Origin of the sequence: Halopseudomonas sp., assembly GCF_036961105.1 — a bacterium.
GTDB lineage: Bacteria > Pseudomonadota > Gammaproteobacteria > Pseudomonadales > Pseudomonadaceae > Halopseudomonas.
In genome coordinates this window covers 1-21,808 of the sequence record NZ_JBALWW010000029.1, presented here as the reverse complement: position 1 = coordinate 21,808, position 21,808 = coordinate 1, and the positions used below count along the sequence as shown (strand labels likewise).

At 58.8% G+C, this 21,808-nt stretch carries 20 protein-coding genes; 16 read left to right on the top strand and 4 right to left on the bottom strand.

The window, feature by feature from the left end:
• The first annotated feature begins 1 nt into the window (after position 1).
• From V7756_RS17950 to V7756_RS17930, 5 genes are all read left to right on the top strand, one after another.
• Positions 2-928, top strand: coding sequence for an ABC transporter permease (locus V7756_RS17950; RefSeq protein WP_335611574.1), 927 nt, complete (start codon positions 2-4; stop codon positions 926-928).
• Positions 929-984: 56 nt separating this feature from the next.
• The gene (locus V7756_RS17945; RefSeq protein ID WP_335611573.1) at positions 985-1,743 is read left to right on the top strand and encodes an outer membrane protein OmpK; all 759 of its coding nucleotides are present in this window, start codon (positions 985-987) and stop codon (positions 1,741-1,743) included.
• Positions 1,744-1,813: 70 nt separating this feature from the next.
• Positions 1,814-2,467 (top strand): TetR/AcrR family transcriptional regulator, encoded by a 654-nt coding sequence (locus V7756_RS17940; RefSeq protein WP_335611572.1) that lies wholly within the window; start codon positions 1,814-1,816, stop codon positions 2,465-2,467.
• Positions 2,468-2,611: 144 nt separating this feature from the next.
• Positions 2,612-3,958 carry an amidohydrolase family protein gene (locus tag V7756_RS17935; protein ID WP_335611571.1) on the top strand — a complete coding sequence of 449 codons (1,347 nt, stop codon included), beginning with the start codon at positions 2,612-2,614 and terminating at the stop codon, positions 3,956-3,958.
• A gap of 14 nt (positions 3,959-3,972) precedes the next feature.
• Entirely contained in the window at positions 3,973-4,929 is a 957-nt protein-coding gene (locus V7756_RS17930; protein ID WP_335611570.1) for an isopenicillin N synthase family dioxygenase, read from the top strand.
• A 63-nt stretch (positions 4,930-4,992) separates the two neighbouring features.
• Here the strand turns inward: V7756_RS17930 and msrB are convergent, their stop codons facing one another.
• A complete protein-coding gene (msrB, locus tag V7756_RS17925; RefSeq protein WP_335611583.1) occupies positions 4,993-5,415 on the bottom strand; it encodes a peptide-methionine (R)-S-oxide reductase MsrB in 423 nt (140 codons plus the stop codon).
• A 193-nt stretch (positions 5,416-5,608) separates the two neighbouring features.
• On the opposite strand from msrB, the gene V7756_RS17920 reads away from it, so the two are divergent.
• The 6 genes from V7756_RS17920 to V7756_RS17895 all read left to right on the top strand — a co-directional run bounded on the left by V7756_RS17920 (position 5,609) and on the right by V7756_RS17895 (position 11,030).
• Positions 5,609-6,313: a glutathione binding-like protein gene (locus V7756_RS17920; RefSeq protein WP_335611569.1), complete on the top strand. Its 705-nt coding sequence runs from the start codon at positions 5,609-5,611 to the stop codon at positions 6,311-6,313.
• A 902-nt stretch (positions 6,314-7,215) separates the two neighbouring features.
• Positions 7,216-7,713 (top strand): DUF4365 domain-containing protein, encoded by a 498-nt coding sequence (locus V7756_RS17915; RefSeq protein ID WP_335611568.1) that lies wholly within the window; start codon positions 7,216-7,218, stop codon positions 7,711-7,713.
• The gene (locus tag V7756_RS17910) at positions 7,710-8,861 is read left to right on the top strand and encodes a hypothetical protein (RefSeq protein WP_335611567.1); all 1,152 of its coding nucleotides are present in this window, start codon (positions 7,710-7,712) and stop codon (positions 8,859-8,861) included. The genes V7756_RS17915 and V7756_RS17910 overlap by 4 nt, the downstream gene beginning before the upstream one ends.
• Before the next feature lie 92 nt (positions 8,862-8,953).
• Entirely contained in the window at positions 8,954-9,463 is a 510-nt protein-coding gene (locus V7756_RS17905; RefSeq protein ID WP_335611566.1) for a hypothetical protein, read from the top strand.
• 84 nt (positions 9,464-9,547) lie between these two features.
• The gene (locus V7756_RS17900) at positions 9,548-10,477 is read left to right on the top strand and encodes a hypothetical protein (protein WP_335611565.1); all 930 of its coding nucleotides are present in this window, start codon (positions 9,548-9,550) and stop codon (positions 10,475-10,477) included.
• 178 nt (positions 10,478-10,655) lie between these two features.
• Positions 10,656-11,030 carry a molecular chaperone DnaJ gene (locus tag V7756_RS17895; RefSeq protein ID WP_335611564.1) on the top strand — a complete coding sequence of 125 codons (375 nt, stop codon included), beginning with the start codon at positions 10,656-10,658 and terminating at the stop codon, positions 11,028-11,030.
• 557 nt (positions 11,031-11,587) lie between these two features.
• Here V7756_RS17895 and V7756_RS17890 read toward each other — a convergent pair.
• Complete coding sequence (locus V7756_RS17890) at positions 11,588-12,961, bottom strand: 8-oxoguanine deaminase (RefSeq protein WP_335611563.1); 1,374 nt, start codon at positions 12,959-12,961, stop codon at positions 11,588-11,590.
• Positions 12,962-13,538: 577 nt separating this feature from the next.
• Between V7756_RS17890 and V7756_RS17885 the strand changes: the two genes are divergently transcribed.
• Positions 13,539-14,468, top strand: coding sequence for an isopenicillin N synthase family dioxygenase (locus V7756_RS17885; protein ID WP_335611562.1), 930 nt, complete (start codon positions 13,539-13,541; stop codon positions 14,466-14,468).
• Positions 14,469-14,492: 24 nt separating this feature from the next.
• Entirely contained in the window at positions 14,493-15,479 is a 987-nt protein-coding gene (locus V7756_RS17880) for an ABC transporter substrate-binding protein (RefSeq protein ID WP_335611561.1), read from the top strand.
• Positions 15,480-16,297: 818 nt separating this feature from the next.
• Here V7756_RS17880 and V7756_RS17875 read toward each other — a convergent pair.
• Both V7756_RS17875 and V7756_RS17870 read right to left on the bottom strand, forming a co-directional pair.
• Positions 16,298-17,047 carry an alpha/beta fold hydrolase gene (locus tag V7756_RS17875; protein WP_335611560.1) on the bottom strand — a complete coding sequence of 250 codons (750 nt, stop codon included), beginning with the start codon at positions 17,045-17,047 and terminating at the stop codon, positions 16,298-16,300.
• Positions 17,040-18,011 (bottom strand): isopenicillin N synthase family dioxygenase, encoded by a 972-nt coding sequence (locus V7756_RS17870; RefSeq protein WP_335611559.1) that lies wholly within the window; start codon positions 18,009-18,011, stop codon positions 17,040-17,042. Before V7756_RS17870 ends, V7756_RS17875 begins: the two co-directional genes overlap by 8 nt.
• A 151-nt stretch (positions 18,012-18,162) precedes the next feature.
• On the opposite strand from V7756_RS17870, the gene wrbA reads away from it, so the two are divergent.
• The 3 genes from wrbA (at position 18,163) to V7756_RS17855 (ending at position 21,610) form a co-directional block, all read left to right on the top strand.
• Positions 18,163-18,819 (top strand): NAD(P)H:quinone oxidoreductase, encoded by a 657-nt coding sequence (gene wrbA / locus V7756_RS17865; RefSeq protein WP_335611558.1) that lies wholly within the window; start codon positions 18,163-18,165, stop codon positions 18,817-18,819.
• A gap of 278 nt (positions 18,820-19,097) precedes the next feature.
• Positions 19,098-20,162: an ABC transporter substrate-binding protein gene (locus tag V7756_RS17860; RefSeq protein ID WP_335611557.1), complete on the top strand. Its 1,065-nt coding sequence runs from the start codon at positions 19,098-19,100 to the stop codon at positions 20,160-20,162.
• Between the two features lie 59 nt (positions 20,163-20,221).
• Complete coding sequence (locus V7756_RS17855; protein WP_335611556.1) at positions 20,222-21,610, top strand: amidohydrolase family protein; 1,389 nt, start codon at positions 20,222-20,224, stop codon at positions 21,608-21,610.
• Positions 21,611-21,808 lie beyond the last annotated feature (198 nt).

Sequence of the window (21,808 nt, the reverse complement as noted above, 5' to 3'; positions counted from 1 at the left end):
GATGGACGCCGTTCTGATTACCAACGTACTGGCCGCCACTGTTGTGGCCGGCACACCGCTGCTGCTGGTCGCCCTGGGCGAACTGGTATGTGAGCGCTCCGGCGTGCTCAACCTGGGCCAGGAAGGCATGATGCTGATGGGTGCGGTGATCGGCTTCATCGCCGCCGTCACCTCCGGCAGCCTGGCCATTGGCGTGCTGGCGGCCATGCTCGGCGGGGTGCTGATGTCGATGCTCTTTGCGCTGATGGCGGTCACCCTGGCAGCCAATCAGTACGCCGCCGGTTTGGCGCTGACCATCTTCGGGGTGGGCCTGAGCTCCTTCGTTGGCGCCGGTTACGTCGGCCAGGCGATTGATGGCTTCGACAAGATCGCCATTCCGCTGCTGTCCGACATCCCGGTGATCGGCAAGGTGCTCTTTACTCAGGACCTGCTGGTGTACGCCTCGCTGCTGCTGTTCGTGCTGGTCTACTGCTTTCTGCATTACAGCCGCGGCGGCCTGATTCTGCGCGCGGTGGGCGAATCACCCGAAGCGGCCAATGCCAATGGCCTCAAGGTTTTGCCCGTGCGCTATCTGGCGGTCGCCTTTGGCGGCGCTATGGCTGGCCTCGCTGGCGCCTACCTGTCGCTGGCCTACACCCCGATGTGGACCGAGAACATGACTGCCGGGCGCGGCTGGATCGCGCTGGCACTGGTGGTTTTCGCCACCTGGAAACCCGAACGCGTACTGCTGGGGGCCTACCTGTTCGGCGCCGCCAGCATCCTGCATCTGGTACTGCAGGGCCTCGGCTGGCAGAGCTCGACCGAGCTGCTGGCAATGCTGCCCTATGTGGTCACCATTCTGGTGCTTGTGCTGCTGTCCTGGAATCCCACCCGGACGCGGCTCAACACACCGCTATCAATCGGCCAACCTTATAGGCCGAGTAAATAACCAGTAACACCCACTATGCCAATCAAAACCATATCTTGGATTATTAGGAGCATTACATGAGCACAATGCGTAAAACCCTGATCGGCGCCTGCATCGCAGCCGCGTTCGTCCCTGCAGCACACGCCGAGAAGTTCTGGTCTGACTCCAGCATCTCGATCCTGTACAGCGATGACTACCAGGCCTTTGGTCCGCAGAAGCGCACCGATACCTTCTTTACCTTCGAAAACGCCACCGGCCACAACTGGGGCAGCACCTTCTTCTTCGTTGACCGCAACCAGGGCCACGGCAAGGACGCTGACTCCGACGATCTGTACGGCGAATTTGCACCCAACCTGAGCCTGGGTTGGGCCACCGGCAATGACCTGAGCACTGCTGGCGGCTGGATCAAGGACTTCACTCTGTCCGGTCAGTACGAAATGGGCGGCGGCACCGACGTTAACAACTTCATGGTCGGCCCAGGGATCGACTGGAACGTGCCTGGCTTCCAGTATGTATCTACCCGCTTCTACCGCGTGTGGAACAGCGAAACCGATGACGACTACCAGACCACCGTGGTTTGGGGCATGCCCATGGAATTCGGCGCTACCCGTATTCTGTTCGACGGCTACATCGACTGGTCTACCGCGGAAGACGACCACAAGTCCGACTTCCACTTCAACCCGCAGCTCAAGCTGGACGTGGGTAACTACTTCAACGCGCCGAAGGTGCTGTACGCCGGTATCGAGTACTCTTACTGGAACAACAAGTACGGCCTGAACGACGAAGTGATGGACACCGAGAGCGCCGTCAGCGCCCTGGTGAAATGGCACTTCTGAGCCAGACCGACTGCCCGGCGTAGGCCGGGCAGTCACTTGTCGTACGCCCCTTGCACGGAAGACAGGATTGATGACCACCGCCACTGCCAAATCCAAGACCTACCGACCCGGAAAGATTCGTGAGCGCAACCACGAGTTGATTCTGGCCGCAGCGGAGCAGGAATTTGCCCTGCACGGTTTTCGCGGCGCCACCATCCAGAACATTGCCGAACGTGCCGAACTGCCCAAATCGAACGTGCTGTACTACTTCAGCAACAAGAAGAAGATATATGCCGCCATGTTCGACGACATTCTTGCACGCTGGAACACCCTGTTCTCCAGCGTGACCGTAGACGATGATCCCGCCGAAGCGATCGCCGCCTTCATTCGCACCAAGGTGGAAACCTCACGAACCCACCCCCTGGCCTCGCGCCTGTTCGCCATGGAGATCATCCAGGGCGCACCTTTTCTGATGACCCACCTGCGCACCAACATGCGCGAGTGGGTACGCGGCCGCGCGGGCGTCATGCAGCAATGGATCGATCAGGGCCGCATGGCGCCGGTTGATCCGGTGCAGCTGATCTTTCTGATCTGGTCCTCAACCCAGCACTACTCCGACTTCCAGGTGCAGATTCTGATGGTCGAGAACAAGGCCGAGTATGAGAAGAAGGACTTTGACCACGCCGCCAACTTCCTCATCGAAGTGATACTGCGCGGCTGCGGCCTGGAGCCGCCAAAAAAATGAGCGGTACGCGCCTTGCCGCCGCGGCCCCGGTAGCAATCCGCCGGCGCTGCGGCGACAATGGCAACCCCGTTACCCTAACCCAACCCATAGTGTTACAGCCGGACAGCCTCTGAGCCCGCCGCGCTCCTGACCGCCGAGGTACAGATGAGCCAGTTTGCGCTGCGCGATGCAGCCATTTTCACCGTAGACCCCCAAAACCGGGTCATCCCCCGGGGCACCCTGATTGTTGAAGACGGCCGCATCAGCGCCGTCGGCCCCAGTGATCAGCTGATCATTCCCCCGGGTATCCCGACCATCGACGCCAGCGGCCATGCGCTGTTGCCGGGGCTGATCGACGCCCATTCGCACTCCAGCCTGATGCGCGGAGTGACCGAGAACATGCAGCTGATGGACTGGCTGCCCTATTACCAACTGGAGCACCGCGCGCTGACCGAGGAGTACGCCTACCATTCAGCCCGGCTGTGCTACCTGGAAGCGCTGAAGAGCGGCACCACCTGCGTGATGGACATGTACCGCTTCATGCACCGCTGCGCCGAGGCGGCGGACGAGGTCGGCATTCGGGTCAATCTCGCGCCTTACGTGGCCGACGAGCCCGGCAAGGACTTCTTCGCCACCCGCGCCGAGAACCGCGCCCTGATCCACAGCCATCACAACAGCCAGAGCGGCCGCATTCAGGTGTGGATGGGGCTGGAACACCTGTTCTACTGCACCCCTGATGCCTACCGCGAAGCGCTGGAATGCCAGGCCGAATATGGCGTGGGCATTCACACCCACGCCTGCGAGCAGAAGGAAGAGGACGACGCCGTGAGCGCGCACTTTGGCCGCCGCTCGATTGCCCAGCTGGACCACTACGGCATTCTTGGCGAGCGCACCCTGCTGGCGCATTGCGTGTGGCTGAACGATGACGAGATCAAACGCATCGCCGATACCGGCACGTCCATCGCCCACTGCCCGATCAGCAACGCCAAGCTGGCCAGCGGCGTGGCCCGCGTGCCCGAGATGCTGGCCGCTGGCATCACCCTGGGCCTGGGCACCGACGGCCCGGTGTGCAACAACAGCCTGAGCCTGTTCGAGGAGATGAAGTTCGCCTCGCTGATTCAGAAGGCCACGCGGCTCGACGCCACCGTGCTTCCGGCTGACCAGATGCTGCGCATGGCCACCATCAATGGCGCCCGCGCGCTGGGCCTGGGTGACCGTATCGGCTCGCTGGAGGTGGGCAAGCAGGCCGACCTGCTGCTGCTCGATCTGGCCAGCCCCAACCTGACGCCTGCGGAACTGACCAACAGCGGCGGCAACCTGTTGTGGAACCTGGTGTTTGCCGCTGGCAGCCAGAACGTGGCGGCGGTCTGGGTGGATGGCCGCCAGTTGATTGCCGATGGCCGCGCCACCCGCGTCAGCGAGGCAAAATTGATTGCCGAGGCCCAGCAGCAAGGCCTGGCGCTATTTCAGCAGTGTCGGGATATTTCCCACCTGCGCACAGCAATGCTTTAACCGGAGCAGATGACATGACCTCATTACCCATCATTTCCGTCGCGGGACTGAACAGCGCCGACCCCGCCGTGCGCGCCGCCACCGCCGCCGAGCTCGGCAAGGCCTGCCGCGAAGTCGGCTTCTTTTACGCCATTGATCACGGCATCCCGGACGCCGTCATGCAGGGCGCCTTCGCCAATGCCAAGGCGTTCTTTGCCCTGCCGCTTGAGGCCAAACAGCCGCTGTCGATCAAGCTGTCTCCGCACAACCGCGGCTACGTCGCCATGGCCGACGAAAAGCTCAACCCCGAAGCCGGCGCCGACATGAAAGAAGCCTTCAACATCGGCACCGACTTTCCCGAGGATCATCCTGAGGTGGTTGCCGGCAAGCCGTTTCGCGGGGTCAACTTCTGGCCGCCCATTGATGGCTGGCGCGACGCGACCCTGAGCTACTTCGACGCCTGCCTCAACCTGGGCCGGTTGATTCATCGCGGCTTCAGTATCGATCTGGGTCTGCGCGAAGACTTCTTCGACTCCCGCCTGCAGTCGCCCATCGCCACCCTGCGCATGCTGCGCTACCCGGCCAGCGCCGGTCAGATCGAACGGGAAGATGGCGGCGCCGGCGCGCACACCGACTATGGCAACGTGACCCTGCTGGCCACCGACAAGGTCGCCGGGCTACAGGTCGCCACCCGCCAGGGCAAATGGATAGAGGCGCCGCATATTCCCGGCGCTTTCGTGTGCAATATTGGTGATTGTCTGATGCGCTGGAGCAACGATACCTACGTCTCCACGCCCCACCGGGTGCGCCCACCGGAGCAGGAGCGCTACTCGATTGCCTTCTTCCTGGAAGTGGACCCCGACGCCATGGTCGACCCGCGCGACATCATGCCGAACGAGCCGCCCAAGTATCCGCCGATCAGCTGCGCCGAGTACCTGGCCTACCGCCTGAACGCCACCTACGAACATCGCCAGGACAGTGACGCAATGTAATGGACGCCATCTAGGGAACACCCGGTGCTGGACGCCGCATAATCGGGCGCCCAGCGAGGCGATTCAGCGCGCCTTTTGCAGCGCGGCCGCGTTCATGCAGAAGCGCAGGCCAGTCGGCGGCGGGCCATCCGGGAAAACGTGCCCCAGGTGCGCATCGCAGACGTTGCAGGTGGTTTCCACGCGCTGCATGCCATGGCTGTTATCGGCATGGTAAGCGATAGCGTTATCCTGCAGCGGCTGGGTAAACGACGGCCAGCCACTGTGCGATTCGAACTTGTGGCTGGCGTCAAACAGCTCGGTGCCGCAGCACACACAGGCATAAATACCCGGCTCGAACAGACTGCACATCTCCGAGCTGAAGGCCCGCTCGGTACCGGCCTGCCGGGTGACCCGATACTGCTCGTCACTCAGCTGCTCGCGCCATTCGGCATCGCTCTTGCTCACGCGTTGTTCCGGTTCCGGGTTGCCATTGGCAGCACGGGCCATCACGTCGTTCCAGTTCTGCACTTTTCACCTCCGAAATTGAACAAGTTGCCTGGGTATAGACTCAAAAAGCTTATCAGGGTTACATCCGGATGACCCGCCGGCAGCCACAAGGCAGCGCGTCACCTCGCTAGATTCTGTCACCTGCGCCTGCCAGACTGGTCTGCCGTTCTTTCTCCACTCTCACGGAGGCAACATGTCCAATCTTTCCAGTTATGCCGTCACCGAAAAGTGGCCGGCCACGCATCCCGAACGCCTGCAGCTGTATTCGCTGCCCACGCCCAACGGCGTCAAAGCCTCCATCATGCTGGAGGAAATCGAACTGGCCTATGAGCCGCACCTGGTCAGCTTCGACAAGAAAGATCAGCATAGCGCGGAATTTCTCTCGGTCAGCCCCAACAACAAGATTCCAGCGATTCTGGACCCCAACGGTCCCCACGGGCAACCGCTGGCCCTCTTCGAGTCCGGCGCCATCCTGCTTTATCTCGCCGACAAGAGCGGGCAACTGATTCCCAAGGACCCGGCCGAGCGCTACCACTGCATCCAGTGGCTGCTGTTCCAGGTCGGCGGCATCGGCCCGATGTTCGGCCAGTTGGGCTACTTCGTGAAATTCGACGGCAAAGACGTGGAAGACCAGCGCCCGCGTCAGCGCTATATCGATGAAACCAAGCGTCTGCTCGGGGCGCTCGACAAACAGCTGGAAGGCAAGGACTGGATCATGGGCGGCCAGTACAGCATTGCCGACATCGCGGTGTTTCCGTGGATTCGCGGGATGCTGGAGTTCTACGAGGCGGGGCCATTGGTCGAGTTCGAGAACTTTACCCAGGTGCGCCGAGTGTATGACGCGTTCCTCGCCCGGCCCGCCGTCCAGCGCGGTCTGGAAATCCCGGCGCGGGATTGAGGCGCTAATGCTAGCTTGATCGCACACTGATCGTTCCCACGCTCCAGCGTGGGAATGCAGCCCTGGACGCTCCGCGTCCAACCCACTACCAGCCTCATCCCGCCCCTGACCGTCTGATCGTTCCCACGCTCCGCGTGGGAACGCAGCCCTGGACGCTCCGCGTCCATACCTGCCAACATCCATACCTCTGAACGATGCTACCTGGCTGATTGATGTGCAGACCGGCCGTTCGCCTTTCGCCATCACGGCGAGCCAAGGGGGGCCGCTTGCCCGGCCCCCCTTAGCAATCCCCCGGGCACCCGATTACGCGGCCCTTCGGGTACGCTGCGTTGCTCGGTCTGACGGGGGCACTCGCAAACTCGCTTCGCTCAGACACCGCGAGCACCTTTTTCCCGCCAGCCCTGCGCTACTCGCCCGCGTAAACGGGATTTGGGCCCGTGCATTCTGGTCGTTTTTTGTACGAAAAACCAAAGCAACCGATACCTCATTGCCATGCGTCGAATACCGGCTTGCACTGACTGACATCGTTCCGCCCCGATTGCAGGGCGGCATACGGTTGAGGCAACGACGTTGAAACACAGTCAAGCCAGGAGATTGAATGCCTGCCAGAGCGAGGTGCGGCCAGTGCTGGCCATACGCTGGTAATTGCATAGGAATCGCGCTAATTTTGACTCATCAGGGAGCAAGAGAGTATCGACATGGACACCGCGAAGACCTCATCAACCGCTTTTCAAGCGAACAATGGCAATCAACACGCCATCGCCTTTCCTCGTCCTGAATACAAAACCCAATAAATGCCGCCTGTTCCGTGTGGCGGCTTAGTCCAACAGGCATTTGAACGGCATGCTGCGCACGCCGTTCAAATGCTTAGATGTTAGGACTTTTCGGATACGAGCTTACAGATGGATGATAATCAAAAAAAAGAATTATTCAGCAAAGCCTTCGTGAAAGCATTGGCAGCTCAATCAGGCCTGAGAAGCGCCAAGCCTGATGTGGATGATGACAGTATAGACGTCATTATTCGGGGTAGAGGCTACCGAACTGGTATTCGAAATCCTCAAATTGACGTCCAGCTGAAATGTACCGCTAATGATGAGGGGGATGAAGATTTTCTAAAGTTTTCACTGTCATTGAAAAATTACAATGACCTGAGAGGCGAAGATGTACTATGCCCAAGATACTTATTTGTGTTAGTTGTTCCGCCAAACTGCGAAGACTGGTTAGTCCATCAGTCTACTTATAGCACAATAAAGCACTGCTGTTATTGGTTCTCACTGGGTAGTATGCCTGCTGTGAAGAATAGTACTTCAATTACGCTGAGTATTCCCAGATCTCAACGGCTTACTTCGCAAAGCATGATTTATTTAATGAATGTAGCCAGTACGAGGGAGGTCGCATGAATTCCCTCGACTTAAGACTATTCATAAAAGACGTTATTCCGAGCCGCCTTGAGAAGTATCTGTATTCATGCGGCTGGGCCGAGGATGGCGCTATAAATGATAAAGCAAAAATATGGCATCGGCCGGAAGAACGGTATTTCGAATTGGAAATCGTTCAACCTTTAGACGAAAACCTTCGCGACTACTCGCAAAGAATGTATGAAGCGATTCAAGTTTTATCCGAATTTGAAGGGCGGTCGTCTACCAAGATAATTGAAGATGTAATAAATTTTGACTCTGACATAGTGAAAATCCGGGTTATGAGTCCAGATGTTGATGGCGGTGCTATACCTATTGACGACGGTGTTTTACTTTTTGAAAAAGCAAAAGATTTGCTGGTTTCATCTAGCCTTTCCGCATTCAAGAAGAAGAGGTTTTATTCTGGTAGCTGGCCTTCAGCAGTGAAAGAATTTTTAGACACATTAAGGTTCGGGCAAACAGAGCGGGGTAGCTATATAGTTAATATTATAGCGCCTATCATTCATTTTTCTGAAATAGATATTCCTGAAGCTGATAGCTCCATTACTCGATCAATAAGTAATAATCTCGCGAGGAGCTTGCAGGCAACCAGTGTTGCTATTGAAAAATACGAGGAAACGAAAAATCTGCTTTATTTTGAAGAGGCGATTTCAAGTGGAGTAAGTGCAAATCTTTGCGACGCCATCATAGGTATCAGTGGATCAGCACGTAGTCGTGATGTGGAGATTTCGATAGAGCTTGCTGCATCCGAAAGGGATTCTCAAGAGATTATAAAAAGTCATAAATTTCTTTCGAGACACATTCCAATATTAGATACGGCATCAGAATATTTTAAGGGCAACTTCGTCATTAAAAACTACGAGGCATACGGCTTGGTAATAAGAATGGATCATGAGCCTACTGAAGATTATGGTGTAATAAGAGTAGCCTCATTAGTCAACGGAACTACCAAGAACATTTCCATCCAGCTAAGACTAGATGATTACTGGGCTGCCGTTAGAGCCCATAAGCCCAAGCTTCCAGTTGCATGCTATGGTGATCTTCATGTAACCCCTCGGTCGGCATATCTAGTTGACCCTCGGAGTTTCAAAGTCATAGGCGACACAGATTTGTTCGATGGGCAATCCTAACAATCGCAGGCACGGGGACAAAATTTTCGCTGCGCTACAATTTTGCCCGTGCTGCGGGCGTTAGCCATAAAAAAATGGAGCCTAAGACACTGATGATACCAATATTAGTCAGCGGTATATCCGTCGGCATTGCTGCCGTGTCCTTAGCATTTTCTATACTTTCATGGCGCCATACAAACCGTCCTATAATTTATGCAAGAGTTTCCACTGCTGCGGGTGGAAACGCTGGAATAGCCTTAAATATCTTGATAGAAAATGTCGGCAATCGCCCAGCAATAAATATCCGAATAATCGCTTCTGAGGCTAACGTGAAAGCTGCACTCTCGGGAGATTCACCTGACATAGAATTTCCGATTGATGCTAAACGGTGCTTTTTTGATGGTATTAGAATCCCTGTACTTGCCAATGGAAAATCCACTTCCAATGCGTTCGGTCACTTAGGCCAGCAGGAAGGCTCTTGGCAACCAGGTGCAGAAATACCAATAATCATAAAGTATGGCGACCTTGGACGAAGAAAATTTACTAGCAAGATGAATCTACTTTTGGCAGATGATGCAGGGTTTGCTCAGACTTTCTGGGGTGATGGCCATAAACATGGCTAACAAGTGGCTGGAATCGCTCGCTTCGCTCACTGGGACGGGCTAAAGCCCTCTCCTTAACCAAACGTTAGTCATTAAGGAGGGTTTGTGGCAATAGAGTCACCTTTATTTCAAAGCGCAATGGAGCTGCTTGGGCACTCGTTGTCACATTACAACGGTAAGAAGGAGCTTGACCGGAAGCTGGTGATCCTCCATCTCGCTAACTCTATCGAACTGATATTAAAGGACTTGGTGCTTGACTCAGGCGAGTCAATTTACAAGAACCCTAAAGAAACGATCACGATACAGGGCTGCCTGTCCGCGTTTGAAAAACATGGGATCGAGATGCCTTTTCTTAATAAGGTGGAGCTACTCATCGATGAGCGTAACGCACTCCAACATCGATTTGGGTCGCCAAACGAGCTCACCAGTATTTTTTACATGAACATTGCGCAAGAGTTTTTTAAGCAAGTTCTCAAAAAGCACTATGGCCAAGAATACGACGAGATCATTTCACAGTTTGCTGAGGAGCAAGACTTCGCTGTCTATAACTTAAGCAACCCATCAAATGATCAGGAGCTCGAAAAGCTACAGGAGCTTGCTAAAATTCACCCCTTAGGAGCGCTTCTCTCTGCTTGGTCATATTTTGAAAAAAAGACAGAAGCCTTCCTATCTGAAGCTGGGTTGGATTTTGGTAGGCGGCGACCATTCATGCTGGAGCTGACGCGGGGGCGTCTAGCTCATTATGGAATAGACCTGCCAGAGCAGCTCCTACTGAAAATTCAGACGATGCGGCACATCAGAAATATGTCAGCACATGGCCGCTCTGAACCAACTAAGGAAGAGGTTGTTGAAACCATCGAGACCATCGAAGAGTTAGAGCGGTATTTAAAAAGCCTCGACACAGACGAGATTTCAGAGCGCGCTCGACCTGACAAGGAACAATATGAAGAAAGGCAAAGAGAATATCTGAAAGAACGAGAAACCTTGAAGGACCACCGTCAACGTATGATGGAGTTCGATCAAAATGACGATTAACCAGCACATAATTGACACATACATAGTTGGGTTAGATAAGCATTTTCTCCGCCCCCCCCTATATGGGCTCTCCGACCCTACTTTCGAGCTTTGACTTATTCCAGCGCCTAGCATCTCGGAGCTGCTGCAGCGCTCTAACCGCGGGCGCGGCATCACCCTAAAAGAAAGGAAATCAGCATTGAACGAAAAAATAGAACACCTTCACCAGTGCGCGCATTGTGCTGGCACAGGCACTTGTAACTCAGTATCGGCAGGGGAGAGCTGTGCAGTTTGTGTAAAGAAAAATGAGTTAAAGAAAGGGCAATACTTTGGACTCGCCTGCGGCACCTGCGGCGGCTTAGGTAAAACAGACACATTGACTTATCGCCTTACGCATCGCACTCAGCCAATTATTTCAATTCTTTTAGTATCTTTATCGCTTTTCCTAGTCTTTTCTTTTGGCATCATTAAAAGCCCATATTTTCATGAAGTAATGGCATTTTGTACCACTTTAATTGGCAGCGTTACTGGCTATTATTTCTCAAGCAAAAGAGCACACGAAGTAAAGTCATAGCGATGGTTAAGCACGTAATTAGGGGCAGATGAACATTCTTTTGGGTTTACGCCAGAGATAAGGAAGCCTGACAAAGCATGTGAGTAATGCACGGACCCAAATCCCCGTCTACGCGGGCGAGTAGCGCAGGGCTGGCGGGAAAAGGGTGCTCGCGGTGTCTGAGGTGCGCAGCGCCGAGTTTGCGAGCATCCCCGCCAGACCGAGCAACGCAGCGAACCCGCAGGGCCGCGTAGTTGGGGTGGCCTTTCTTTTGGTTACTTTTCTTTGGCCACGCAAAGAAAAGTGACTCGCCATCAGGGCGAAAGGCTGATGTGATCACGCCGCAGCGGCGCGATACCGACGCAGAGCGTCTCCAGAGGCACTCCCACGCTGGAGCTTGGGAACGATCAGTGAGGCAGAGGTGGTATGGACGCGGAGCGTCCGGGGCTGCGTTCCCACGCAGAGCGTGGGAACGATCAGTCAACGATCAGGAGCCTGGCAGTCATCAGCCAGTCAGCGGTCAGCGGTCAGCGGTCAGCGGTCAGACAGCTTGCCGGCAGCCAGCGCACCAGCGCCACTCACTTCCCCATCACCAACTCCCGCGCCAGCCGATTATGCTCCTCAATAATCAACGGAATCTCCCGCGTCAAAAGCCGCCCATCCTCTATCACCTGCCGCCCATTGATGATGCTGTGCGCCACCCGCTGTGGCGTGCAGAACACTAGCGCCGCCAGGGGATCAACCAAGGCGCCGGCCATGGCGATGTCGTCGGTGCGGAAGGCGATGATATCGGCGCAGTAACCGGGTTGAATGCGGCCCAGCATGTCGGCGCGGCCAAGCACTTCGGCGCCGCCACGGGTGGCTATGTAGAGGGCTTCGCGGGCGCTCATGGCAGACGGGTTTTCATCGCGTACGCGGGCCGAGAGCATGGCCTGGCGCGTCTCGTCCAGCAGGTTGTTGGTGTCGTTCGAGGCGCTGCCGTCTACCCCCAAACCGACCTTTACGCCGGCGTCGCGCATCTTGCGGATGGGTGCGATGCCGGAGGCCAGGCGCATGTTGGAGCAAGGGCAGTGGGCGACGCCGGTGCCAGTGCGGGCGAATAGCGCAATGCCGGCGTCGTCCAGGTGTACGCAGTGGGCGTGCCACACGTCGGCGCCGACCCAACCGACCGACTCGGTGTACTCGGTCGGCGTCATACCGTAGCGCTCCTGGCTGAAGGCCAGATCCTTGCTGTTTTCTGCGGTGTGGGTATGCAAACCCACTCCGTAGGAACGGGCCAGCGCCGCAGCCTCGCGCATCAGCTCGGTGGTCACGGTAAAGGGCGAGCAGGGCGCCAGCGCGACCTTGATCATGGCGTCGGGACTGCTGTCGTGCAGCTCTTCGACCACCCGCTGCATTTCCTTGAGAATCGCGCGCTCATCCTCAACCACGGCATCCGGCGGCAGACCGCCCTTGCTCTGGCCTAGACTCATGGCGCCACGCGCGGCATGAAAGCGCATGCCCATTTCTTCGGCGGCCTGCACGCTGTCATCCAGCCGCGTGCCATTCACATACAGATAGGCGTGATCCGCCGCCGTGGTGCAGCCCGAGAGCATCAGCTCGGCCATGGCCGTGCGGGTGGCGGCGCGCTGCATCTGTGGGGTGATGTTCTGCCAGACCGGATAAAGCGCGGTCAGCCAGTCGAAGAGTTCGGCATCCTGCGCGGCGGGCAGGGCACGGGTCAGCGACTGGAACATGTGGTGGTGGGTGTTGATCAGGCCGGGGATCAGCACGTGGCCGGTCATGTCGATGACCTTATCAGCTGCATCGGCCTCGCTCGGCAGCTCGCTGGCCGGCCCCACGGCCTCTACCTTGTTGCCACGGATAAACACCGAGCCATTGGCAATCTCGCGCAGTTCATCATCCATGGTGCCGATCACCAGTGCGTTCTTCAGCAGTAGCGTTGTTGCCATGTAACCACCCTTCTTCAAAAATTAGTTGACCAATAGGACAGAAAATAAAGTCTTGCTGCGCATGCAATTTCAGGGCCGCTGAAAAGGCTGCAAAACACCCTAAATCAGCGCCCATTGCACCTGTCTGGCGCGTGCTGAGCAGTGTTGCACCAAGGCTGGCCAGCCTGACGACTGCTGACCCTTGTTACCTGAAATGAACGGGTGACTTCTCGCCCAACAGTTTGCAGCATCACCACCGCTGGCCGGGATGAACACGGCCGTCCCAGGAAACACTGCCGCACTCTAGCGGCAGGTACGCAGAAGCCCTGGCTCGCAAGTCCTACCCGGGAAGTTCTCGTACCATCTCAACCAACAGCGCCAACCGCACCACCTAAGGCGGGGTGGGAAGCAGTCCGTTTCAGATAGCGCTTCACGTAACACAGGCACTCTATGGCACAGCCTTTGCTTTTCAATAACTGATTAGTTGGTCAGGTTATGAGTCATGTCGTCCTGCCAGGGATTTGAAGGCTAAACCGGGGCCTCGTGCAGCAAGGCGCGCCGCTGGCGGCTTTATCAGAAACCTGTGGGAGACATGAGTATGGCAGTAGAAACGACCTCGATACCGGTCATCGACTTTGCACCCTTTATCAACGGCAGCCCGGCGGATCGCCAGGCGGTGGCGGCGCAGATGCGTCAGGCCAGCAGCGACTGGGGCTTCTTTTATCTGGCCGGCTGCGGCATGCCCGCTGCCAAGCTGCAGCAGGCTTTCGCGGATTCGCAGGCGTTGTTTGCCCTGAACGACGACGCCAAGCAGGCGGTGGCCTGGCAGAACGCCGAGAGCAACCGGGGCTACGTGGGTGTGCGCCGCGAACGGCTCGACCCCAGCAAGCCCGGCGATCTCAAAGAGGCCTTCAATCTGGCGCCGGAGCAACCCGGTGCGGCACCCAATCTCTGGCCCGCCGAGCTGCCCGCCTTCCGCCCGCAAATGGAAGATTTTCTGCAGCAGTGCGTGGCCACCGCCGACCGCGTGTTGCAAGCCTTTGCCCTGGCACTGCAGCAGCCGGAAGACTTTTTCGTCAGTGCCCACGATCAGCATCACCACACCCTGCGGCTGCTGCATTATCCGGCCCTGCCGGACGGATTCAGCGCCCAGGGCGGAGAGAGCCGGGCGGGCGAGCACACCGATTACGGCAGCATCACCCTGTTGTTTCAGGATGCCGCCGGCGGCCTTGAGGTGCGCACCCGCGCGGGCGAATGGATTGCCGCCACGCCAATCCCCGGCACCGTGGTGGTGAATACCGGCGACCTGATGCAGCGCTGGACCAACCACGTGTTCTGCTCCACGCCGCACCGGGTCAACCTGGGTTCCAGCAACCGCGAGCGCTACTCCATCGCCTTTTTCTGCCACCCCAATCACAGCGCCGACATCCGCTGCATCAGCACCTGCAGCGATGCCGACAACCCCCCGCGCTATGCACCCATCAGCGCCGGCGACCACCTGCTTGAACGCCTCAACGCGACTTACTGATTGACCATGACAGGAGCATTACCCATGCAACACAGTCGATTGAAAATTAGCGCCCTGGCGCTTGCCCTGGGCTTCAGCGCGGCCAGCGCCAGCGCTGCCGACCTGACGCCGGTTACCGTCACCACCACCTGGTACGCACAGGCGGAACACGGCGGGCTGTACGCTGCCAAGGCTGCGGGCATTTATGAGAAACACGGCCTGGACGTGACCATCAAGATGGGCGGACCGCAGGTGAACAACGTGCAGTTGCTGATGGCCGGCAAGACCGATTTCAGCATGGGCTACGCACTGCAGACGCTGAACGCGGTCAAGCAGGACATACCCATGGTCACGGTCGCGGCCTGGTTCCAGAAGGACCCGCAAACCCTGGTCGTGCATGAAAGCGCCGGCATCAATGATCTGGCCGACCTGGAAGGCAAGGGTATTCGCATGCCCACAGCCGGGCGGGTTGCCTACTGGCCGTGGATGAAGGCCGAGTATGGCTTCAGCGACGATCAGCTGCGCCCTTACGATTACAGCTTTGGCCCCTTCATCGCCGACCCTGAAGCGGTGCAGCAAGGCTATGTCACCAACGATGGCTACTTTCTCGACAAGGCCGGGGTGAAGGGCAAGAGTCTGCTGCTCGCCGACTTTGGCTGGGCTGCCTACGCCTGCACCCTGGACACCACCCAGAAAATGGTCGATGCCAATCCTGAGGTAGTACAGGCCATGGTAGAAGCCACCGCAGAAGGCTGGGCCGCCTACTTCAAGGACCCGGCGGCCGCCAACGCCTTGATCAAGAAAGACAACCCGGAAATGCAGGACGACCTGCTGGCCTACAGCGCCGCCAAGCTGCAGGAAGACAACATTCTGCTGGCCGGCGACGCCGCAGGTGGCAAGTACGGCAACATGACCGAAGGACACTGGCAGGCTTTCTTCAACGACATGGTCAAGGCTGAAACTCTGCCGGCTGATCTGGAATGGCAGAAGGCCTTCGACCTGCGTTTTGTGCGGGCGCTTTATCCGGAGTAAGGGGTAAGGCAGGCCACCAGGGGGCCTGTGCGCCCGCGTGGCTTAGGTGTGATTTGTGATCGTTCCCACGCTCTGCGTGGAAATGCAGCCTTGGACGCTCAGCGTCCATTCGCATTGCCGGTGTCATCCGTCTGTGAATGAACGCTGCTTTGCTCACTACAATGCTCATTAAAGTGCACTCTGGCAGCTCGCCTTTCGCCATCACGGCGAGCCAAGGGGGGCCGCTTGCCCGGCCCCCAGAGGGAAGCGCTAGCCCATTCCACACGCCCTCCGCGAGTGCTCGAGCATGCAGATGCAAGGCGCGATGTGCAGCCAATAGTGGTTCTATTGGCAAGCAGCGCAACGCCGCAGATGCATGCTTGAGCGCTCGCCCTGCGGGGCGTTCAGGCCGGTCCGCACTCCGCGTTGTGATTTCTCGACAGGTCCCGACATGCCTTCGAAAGCACGCCTTGATTGCGGACCGGCCTGAGCGCCAGAGGGCGCGTGGAATGGATTAGCGTTTCCCCGAATCCCCCGGGGCACCCGACTACGCGGCCCTGCGGGTTCGCTGCGTTGCTCGGTCTCACGGGGCCCTGCGGAACTCGCTTCGCTCAGACAGTCCTCGGGCTGTTCCCCGCCAGTCCTGTGCTACTTGCCCGCGTAAACGGGATTTTGGTCTGTGCAGTGTTTTCCGTCTTCATAACGGCACTGCCGTGCCGAGCTACCCAACCCCGAATTATCTGCCGGGCAACTGATCATTCCCACGCTGGAGCGTGGGAACGATCATGTGGGGCTGAGCGTCTTGGTCCTGCCCTTGCGCGCCCTACCTGAATTACCTGTTAACGCTGTCGGGCAAAGTTCAGCAACGCATCGGCCACCGCATCGGTGGCCACCACCTGCGGCACATGACCGGTATCCAGACTGACCACCTCGGCCCCTGGCACCAGTTGCTGCATGCGCCGCTGTACCGGCAGCACGACCGATCTGTCCTGCGTGGCCTCGATGTACAGGCGCGGCAGGCGGCCAAAGCGCTCCGGCGTCCACTCCGCGACCAGGGCACGGGTGCCTTCGGGCTGTGCGCAGAACAGCTGCGCCGCCGCCATCGCCTGCTCATGCGGCAGATCCTGCAAGAACACATCGCATATTGCCTTGGCCGGCACAGTGGACGATTGGCGATCCTCGCTCCAAACCAGATGCGGCCAGATGCCAACGGCTTCGGGGTGAGTCTTCTGTGCTTCATCGGCGAGTTCGGCAAAGCCCAGACCGCTGGGCAGCATCATACCGGCGATATAAGCGACGCCGACTACCCGCTCGGCCATGACTTCTGCCACCTGGGTGGCAATCACGCCGCCGCCGGAATGCCCGACGATCAAGAGCGGGCCGCTAATTCCTGCGCAGGATTCTTCCACGGCGCGCAGGCAGCCAGCCATGTTGATCTGCTCCGGCTCGGCAGGGTTGCGCGAGTTGCCCGGCATATCCGGGGTGACCACGGCGTAACCCTGGGTTTGCAGCACGCTGCGCAAACTGTCCCACACCCAGCTGGCCGCCCAGGCGCCGTGAATCAGCACAAAGGTTGGCCGCTCAGACATAGGTTCTCCGATACATTTCCTGCAAGTGTTGTTCGACCGTGGTGGCCGGGTATTTTGGCGCTTCGCCTTCTGCCAGGCAGACCGGCAGGCAGCGCACCTCGTGCTCAGGCGCGCCGCTGTAGAAGAAGGGCACCGAATAGCGCTCGGCGCCGGAGGTATTCACCACACGGTGCAGGGTGGAGCGGTACAGGTCGTTGGTCCAGCGCGCAATCATGTCGCCCAGGTTGACCACGAAGGTGCCCGGAATCGGCGGCGCATCCATCCAGCGTTCGCCCTTGGCATCCCACACCTGCAGGCCGGGCTTGTCGTCCAGCAGCAGTATGGTGATGCCGCCAAAATCGGTATGCGCACCACAGCCCTTTTCACCCGGCAGCGGTTTGGCCGGCTGCGGTGGATAGTGCAGCAGGCGCAGGGTGCACAGCGGCTCATGGCAGAAGTCGGCAAAGAAGCCTTCCGGCAGCTGCAGCGAGAGCGCCAGCCCGGCCATGATGCGTTCACTCAGCACCAGCATGGCGTCGTAGTAATCCTGCATGGCCGGTTGAAAGGCAGGCAGTTGCGCTGGCCACTGATTCGGCCCCTGATTGAAGCGCCCGGCCAGCACGCGGGGGTGATCTGCGGCCAGCTCCTCGCCAATGTAGAAGCCTTCCTTCAGGTCTGGCGGCATGCCAGGCTCCAGCGTCTGACCGCCGAGCTTTTCATAGCCACGGTTGGCCTTGGATTGCGCCTTGTCGGTTGTCAGCTTGGCTGCCATCGGCTGCCCGAAGAATGCCTGCGATTGCGCAAACACTCGCTCGATCAGGTCTGGCGCTATGCCATGCCCGCTGATGTAGAAGAACCCGGTGTGCTGACAGGCCTCACGCAAGGCGCTGCCCACTGCGGCCTTGGCGTCGGCCGACTCGGTAAACATCGGGCTCAGGTCGATGACCGGCAGACCCTCTGCCGGGGAATGCTGCTGTGCCGCCATGATCGGATACTCTCCTCTGTGCGGGTCTGTGATGCTGAAAGGTTTTAATTGTCCAGCTGGTCAGGTATTCATATTGCATGCCAATCCGTACCGCTGCGCCGAATTGAGGTGTCGGCGCCATGCCCAGCCACTGATTACCCGAGGAGAACCCATGAAACCGTCGCGCATCTGCATCGTTGTCGACTCTCGTTATGGCAGCACATTGGCACTGGCCAAGGCCATCGCCGAAGGGGCCGCCAGTGAGCAGGCCGAGGTGCGCCTGTGCCGCGTGGCGCTCAGCGAGCCGGAGTTCAGCGTGGACACCGAACGCGCCGATTTCATCGCCGCGCAGGCCGAATACCGCAGCCTGCCGCAGGCCAGTGCTGCTGATCTGGAATGGGCAGGCGGCATCATCTGGGGCTCGCCCACCCGCTACGGGCTGATGAGCACGCCGCTGCGCGCCTTTATCGACGAGGTGGCGCCGCTATGGCGCCAGGGCGCGCTGATCGGCAAGGTGGGCGCGGCTTTTACCTCCACCGGCGGTATGCATTCAGGCAACGAGATGACCCTGCTCAACCTGCTGCTGCCGTTTCTGCAGCACGGCATGGTGCTGGCGGGCGTACCGCACAGTGTGCCCGAACTGGTCCATACACGCAGTGGCGGCTCGCCCTATGGCGCTTCTGCGGTGACCGGGTTTGACGGCAGCCTGGGGGTGGATGCCGGCGAGCTGGCCATCGGCCGTGCGCTCGGTGCCAGGGTGGCGCGGTTGGCCGCGCAGATCGTGCCCGAGCCCTTCTCGGTGGATCTGGCTGCCGGGCAGGCGCACTAAAGGCTCCCGGGGCCCTGGTTTGCTGTGCCGTTGCAGTGCAGGGGCACTCAATGCGCTGCATGGCGGTGCAATTATTTTGCTGACTCTTTGTTCAAGAAATGCCAAACCACTGCTTTTTTACCTATGGCACAGCTATTGCTTTGGGCTTTATTGCAATACTTAAAAGCTGATTATCCGGTCAACTTTCAACAGAACAAGTTCATCGCAATGAACGAGTGAACCTGAGCCAGGTTCCATCAACGCCCACAACACTTTCCCACAACAAGCAGGGGTATTTGATGAACAAGCAATTGTCGGCATCTTCTTCATATAGCGGTTTGCGCCGCACATTTGGCGCGCTGCTGCTGGGCAGCGCGGCACTGGCAGCGCCAATTACCGCCTCAGCGCTGGAACAGGTCAGCTACCGTACCAACTGGTTCCCACAGGCCGAGCATGGCGGTTGGTACCACGCAGCCAATGCCGGCATCTATGAGCAATATGGTCTGCAGGTCGATCAGCAGCCGGGCGGCCCGCAGGTCAACAACCTGCAATTGCTGCTGGCCGGCCGTGCGGATTTTGTCATGCTGCATTCCAGCGGCCAGGTGCTCAAGGCAATCGAAGAAGGCCTGCCCGTAGTCGCGGTCGCGGCCTTCTATCAGAAGGATCCGCAGGCGATCATGACGCACAAGGGCGTCGGCCACGACAGTCTGGAGGATCTCAAGGGCCAGCCGATTCTGCTCTCGCAGGATGCGCATCAGTCATTCTGGCCCTGGCTCAAGCAGAAGTACGGCTATACCGACGATCAGGTGCGCCCCTATACCTTCCAGATGGGCCCGTTCATCGCCGACAGCGGCCTGAGCCAGCAGTGCTATATCACCTCGGAGCCCTATGCGGTGCGCCAGGCTGATATCGACCCCAACCTCTTCCTGCTCTCGGATTATGGCTGGCAGTCCTACTCCACACTGATCGTCACCACCACCGATACGCTGGAGAAGCGGCCGGAGCTGGTAGAAAAGTTTGTCACTGCGTCAATTGACGCCTGGTACCAGTATCTCAGCGCGCCCGATGCAACCAACAAGCGGATCACCTCGATGAACGAAAGCCAGACCGAGGGACAAATGGCCAACTCGCTGAAGGAGATGCGCGAACGCGGCATTCTGATCTCCGGCGATGCCATCGAAAACGGCATCGGCAGCATGCAGGATGCGCGCTGGAAAGCTGCCAGCGATCAGCTCAAGAGCATTGGCCTGATACAGCCCGATACCGACTACACCAAGGCGTTCACCACCCGCTTTGTCGGCACCGACAAGATCAAGGCGCTGATGGCCAAATACCCGGCGGTGGCGAACCCGTCCGCCCCCTGACCACCCACCTCAGACGCAGCAGCCGTCACTGGCTGCTGCGCGCCATCTTCAGGACTCATATGAATCAGGCAGCAACAGAGCGCGGTCAGCAGATACTGACCGCCGATATTGTCTTACCCATGACCAGCAACAATCCCGTGATCAACCAGGGGGCGGTGCTGGTCGAGGACCAGCGCATCATCGCTGTGGGCCCACAGAACGAGATCCTCGCCCAGGCCCCCGATGCCGAGCGCCACCATTACGGTCGCGCCGTACTCATGCCCGGTCTGATCAACACCCACAGCCATTCCGGCTTCCTGCGCGGCACCGCCGAAGACCTGCCCGTGTGGGACTGGCTGCGGCTGTTTATCGATCCCATGCACCGGGTGCTGACCGCCGAGGATGCCGAGATCGCCTCCTGGCTGTGCTACGGCGAAAGCCTGCTGTCGGGCACCACCACCTCGGTCGACATGTGGCGTCACATGGCCGGCTCTGCCCGCGCCGCCGAAGCGCTGGGCAACCGCGTGGTCATGGTGCCCTACGTGGGCGAGGCCGAAGGCTACGATTACTTCGATACCCTGGATGACAACGAAGCACTGATCCAGCAATGGCACGGCAAGGCCGATGGCCGCATCAACGTCTGGGTCGGGCTGGAGCACATGTACTACGCCACCCCCGAGGCCTGCCGCCGCGCGGTGGCCATGTGCGAGCGCTACAACACCGGCCTGCACACCCACTCGAACGAAGCCGAAGCGGAAATCGGCGAAGCCATGAAACGCTTCGGCTGCAGCCCGATTCGCGCACTGGAACGCCTCGGGCTGCTGGAGCCGGAACGGGTGCTGCTGGCCCACTGCGTCTGGCTGGATGAGGACGAAATCGCGCTGCTGGCGGAGAAGAACATCGGCGTCGCGCACAACCCGTCGAGCAACATGAAACTGGCCAGCGGCTCGGCGCCGATCGAGCAGCTGATTGCTGCCGGCGTGGCAGTGGGCATCGGCACCGATGGCGAGAAGGAAAACAACAATCTGGACATGCTGGAAGAGATCAAGATCGCCTCATTGCTGGCCAAACTGCGCTGCATGGACGCCGCCGCGTACGGCGCCTGGAACGTGCTGCGCAGCGCCACCATCGAAGGCGCCCGCGCCATCGGCATGCAGGACCAGATCGGCTCGCTGGAACCCGGCAAGCAGGCCGACATCATCGCCGTGCGCGCTGACACCCCACGCATGACACCCTTCCTCACCGACGGCCCCTTCATGAACGTGCACCACAATCTGGTACACGGCGCCCTGGGCGGCGACGTCAGCATGACCATGGTTGCTGGCCGCATCGTGATGCAGGACCAGCAACTACTCAACGGCGACCTGCCGCGCTACATGAGCGACGCCGAACGCGCCTGCCGCGCCTTGCTGGAGCGCCGCGCTGCGTGGCTGGCGGAACATGAAGATGGGGCCTTGTCGCCGCTGTAAACTGCACCGCGACCAAGACTGAATTCCCAGACCAGAGCCGGAAAACAATCAAGCAACGATCAAGCCTGCCCCTGGGACGGCCGGGTTCCATCCCGGCCTGCGGTGGTATGGCTGAACCCGATGGCCGAGATGGAACTCGATGAGATGGTCTCCTCCCTCTCCCTTCTACGGCGTCGATGCGCCAAGGGATAGATGCTA

Bases quoted from the DNA above. Each gene is read 5' to 3' on its own strand.
- V7756_RS17855 (WP_335611556.1), top strand. From the start codon at position 20,222: ATGAATCAGGCAGCAACAGAGCGCGGTCAGCAGATACTGACCGCCGAT.
- V7756_RS17940 (WP_335611572.1), top strand. From the start codon at position 1,814: ATGACCACCGCCACTGCCAAATCCAAGACCTACCGACCCGGAAAGATT.
- V7756_RS17890 (WP_335611563.1), bottom strand. From the start codon at position 12,961: ATGGCAACAACGCTACTGCTGAAGAACGCACTGGTGATCGGCACCATG.
- V7756_RS17905 (WP_335611566.1), top strand. From the start codon at position 8,954: ATGATACCAATATTAGTCAGCGGTATATCCGTCGGCATTGCTGCCGTG.
- V7756_RS17910 (WP_335611567.1), top strand. From the start codon at position 7,710: ATGAATTCCCTCGACTTAAGACTATTCATAAAAGACGTTATTCCGAGC.
- V7756_RS17870 (WP_335611559.1), bottom strand. From the start codon at position 18,011: ATGGCGGCACAGCAGCATTCCCCGGCAGAGGGTCTGCCGGTCATCGAC.
- V7756_RS17885 (WP_335611562.1), top strand. From the start codon at position 13,539: ATGGCAGTAGAAACGACCTCGATACCGGTCATCGACTTTGCACCCTTT.
- V7756_RS17915 (WP_335611568.1), top strand. From the start codon at position 7,216: ATGGATGATAATCAAAAAAAAGAATTATTCAGCAAAGCCTTCGTGAAA.
- msrB (WP_335611583.1), bottom strand. From the start codon at position 5,415: ATGGCCCGTGCTGCCAATGGCAACCCGGAACCGGAACAACGCGTGAGC.
- V7756_RS17930 (WP_335611570.1), top strand. From the start codon at position 3,973: ATGACCTCATTACCCATCATTTCCGTCGCGGGACTGAACAGCGCCGAC.
- V7756_RS17950 (WP_335611574.1), top strand. From the start codon at position 2: ATGGACGCCGTTCTGATTACCAACGTACTGGCCGCCACTGTTGTGGCC.
- V7756_RS17875 (WP_335611560.1), bottom strand. From the start codon at position 17,047: ATGTCTGAGCGGCCAACCTTTGTGCTGATTCACGGCGCCTGGGCGGCC.
- V7756_RS17935 (WP_335611571.1), top strand. From the start codon at position 2,612: ATGAGCCAGTTTGCGCTGCGCGATGCAGCCATTTTCACCGTAGACCCC.
- V7756_RS17880 (WP_335611561.1), top strand. From the start codon at position 14,493: ATGCAACACAGTCGATTGAAAATTAGCGCCCTGGCGCTTGCCCTGGGC.
- V7756_RS17945 (WP_335611573.1), top strand. From the start codon at position 985: ATGAGCACAATGCGTAAAACCCTGATCGGCGCCTGCATCGCAGCCGCG.
- V7756_RS17860 (WP_335611557.1), top strand. From the start codon at position 19,098: ATGAACAAGCAATTGTCGGCATCTTCTTCATATAGCGGTTTGCGCCGC.
- wrbA (WP_335611558.1), top strand. From the start codon at position 18,163: ATGAAACCGTCGCGCATCTGCATCGTTGTCGACTCTCGTTATGGCAGC.
- V7756_RS17920 (WP_335611569.1), top strand. From the start codon at position 5,609: ATGTCCAATCTTTCCAGTTATGCCGTCACCGAAAAGTGGCCGGCCACG.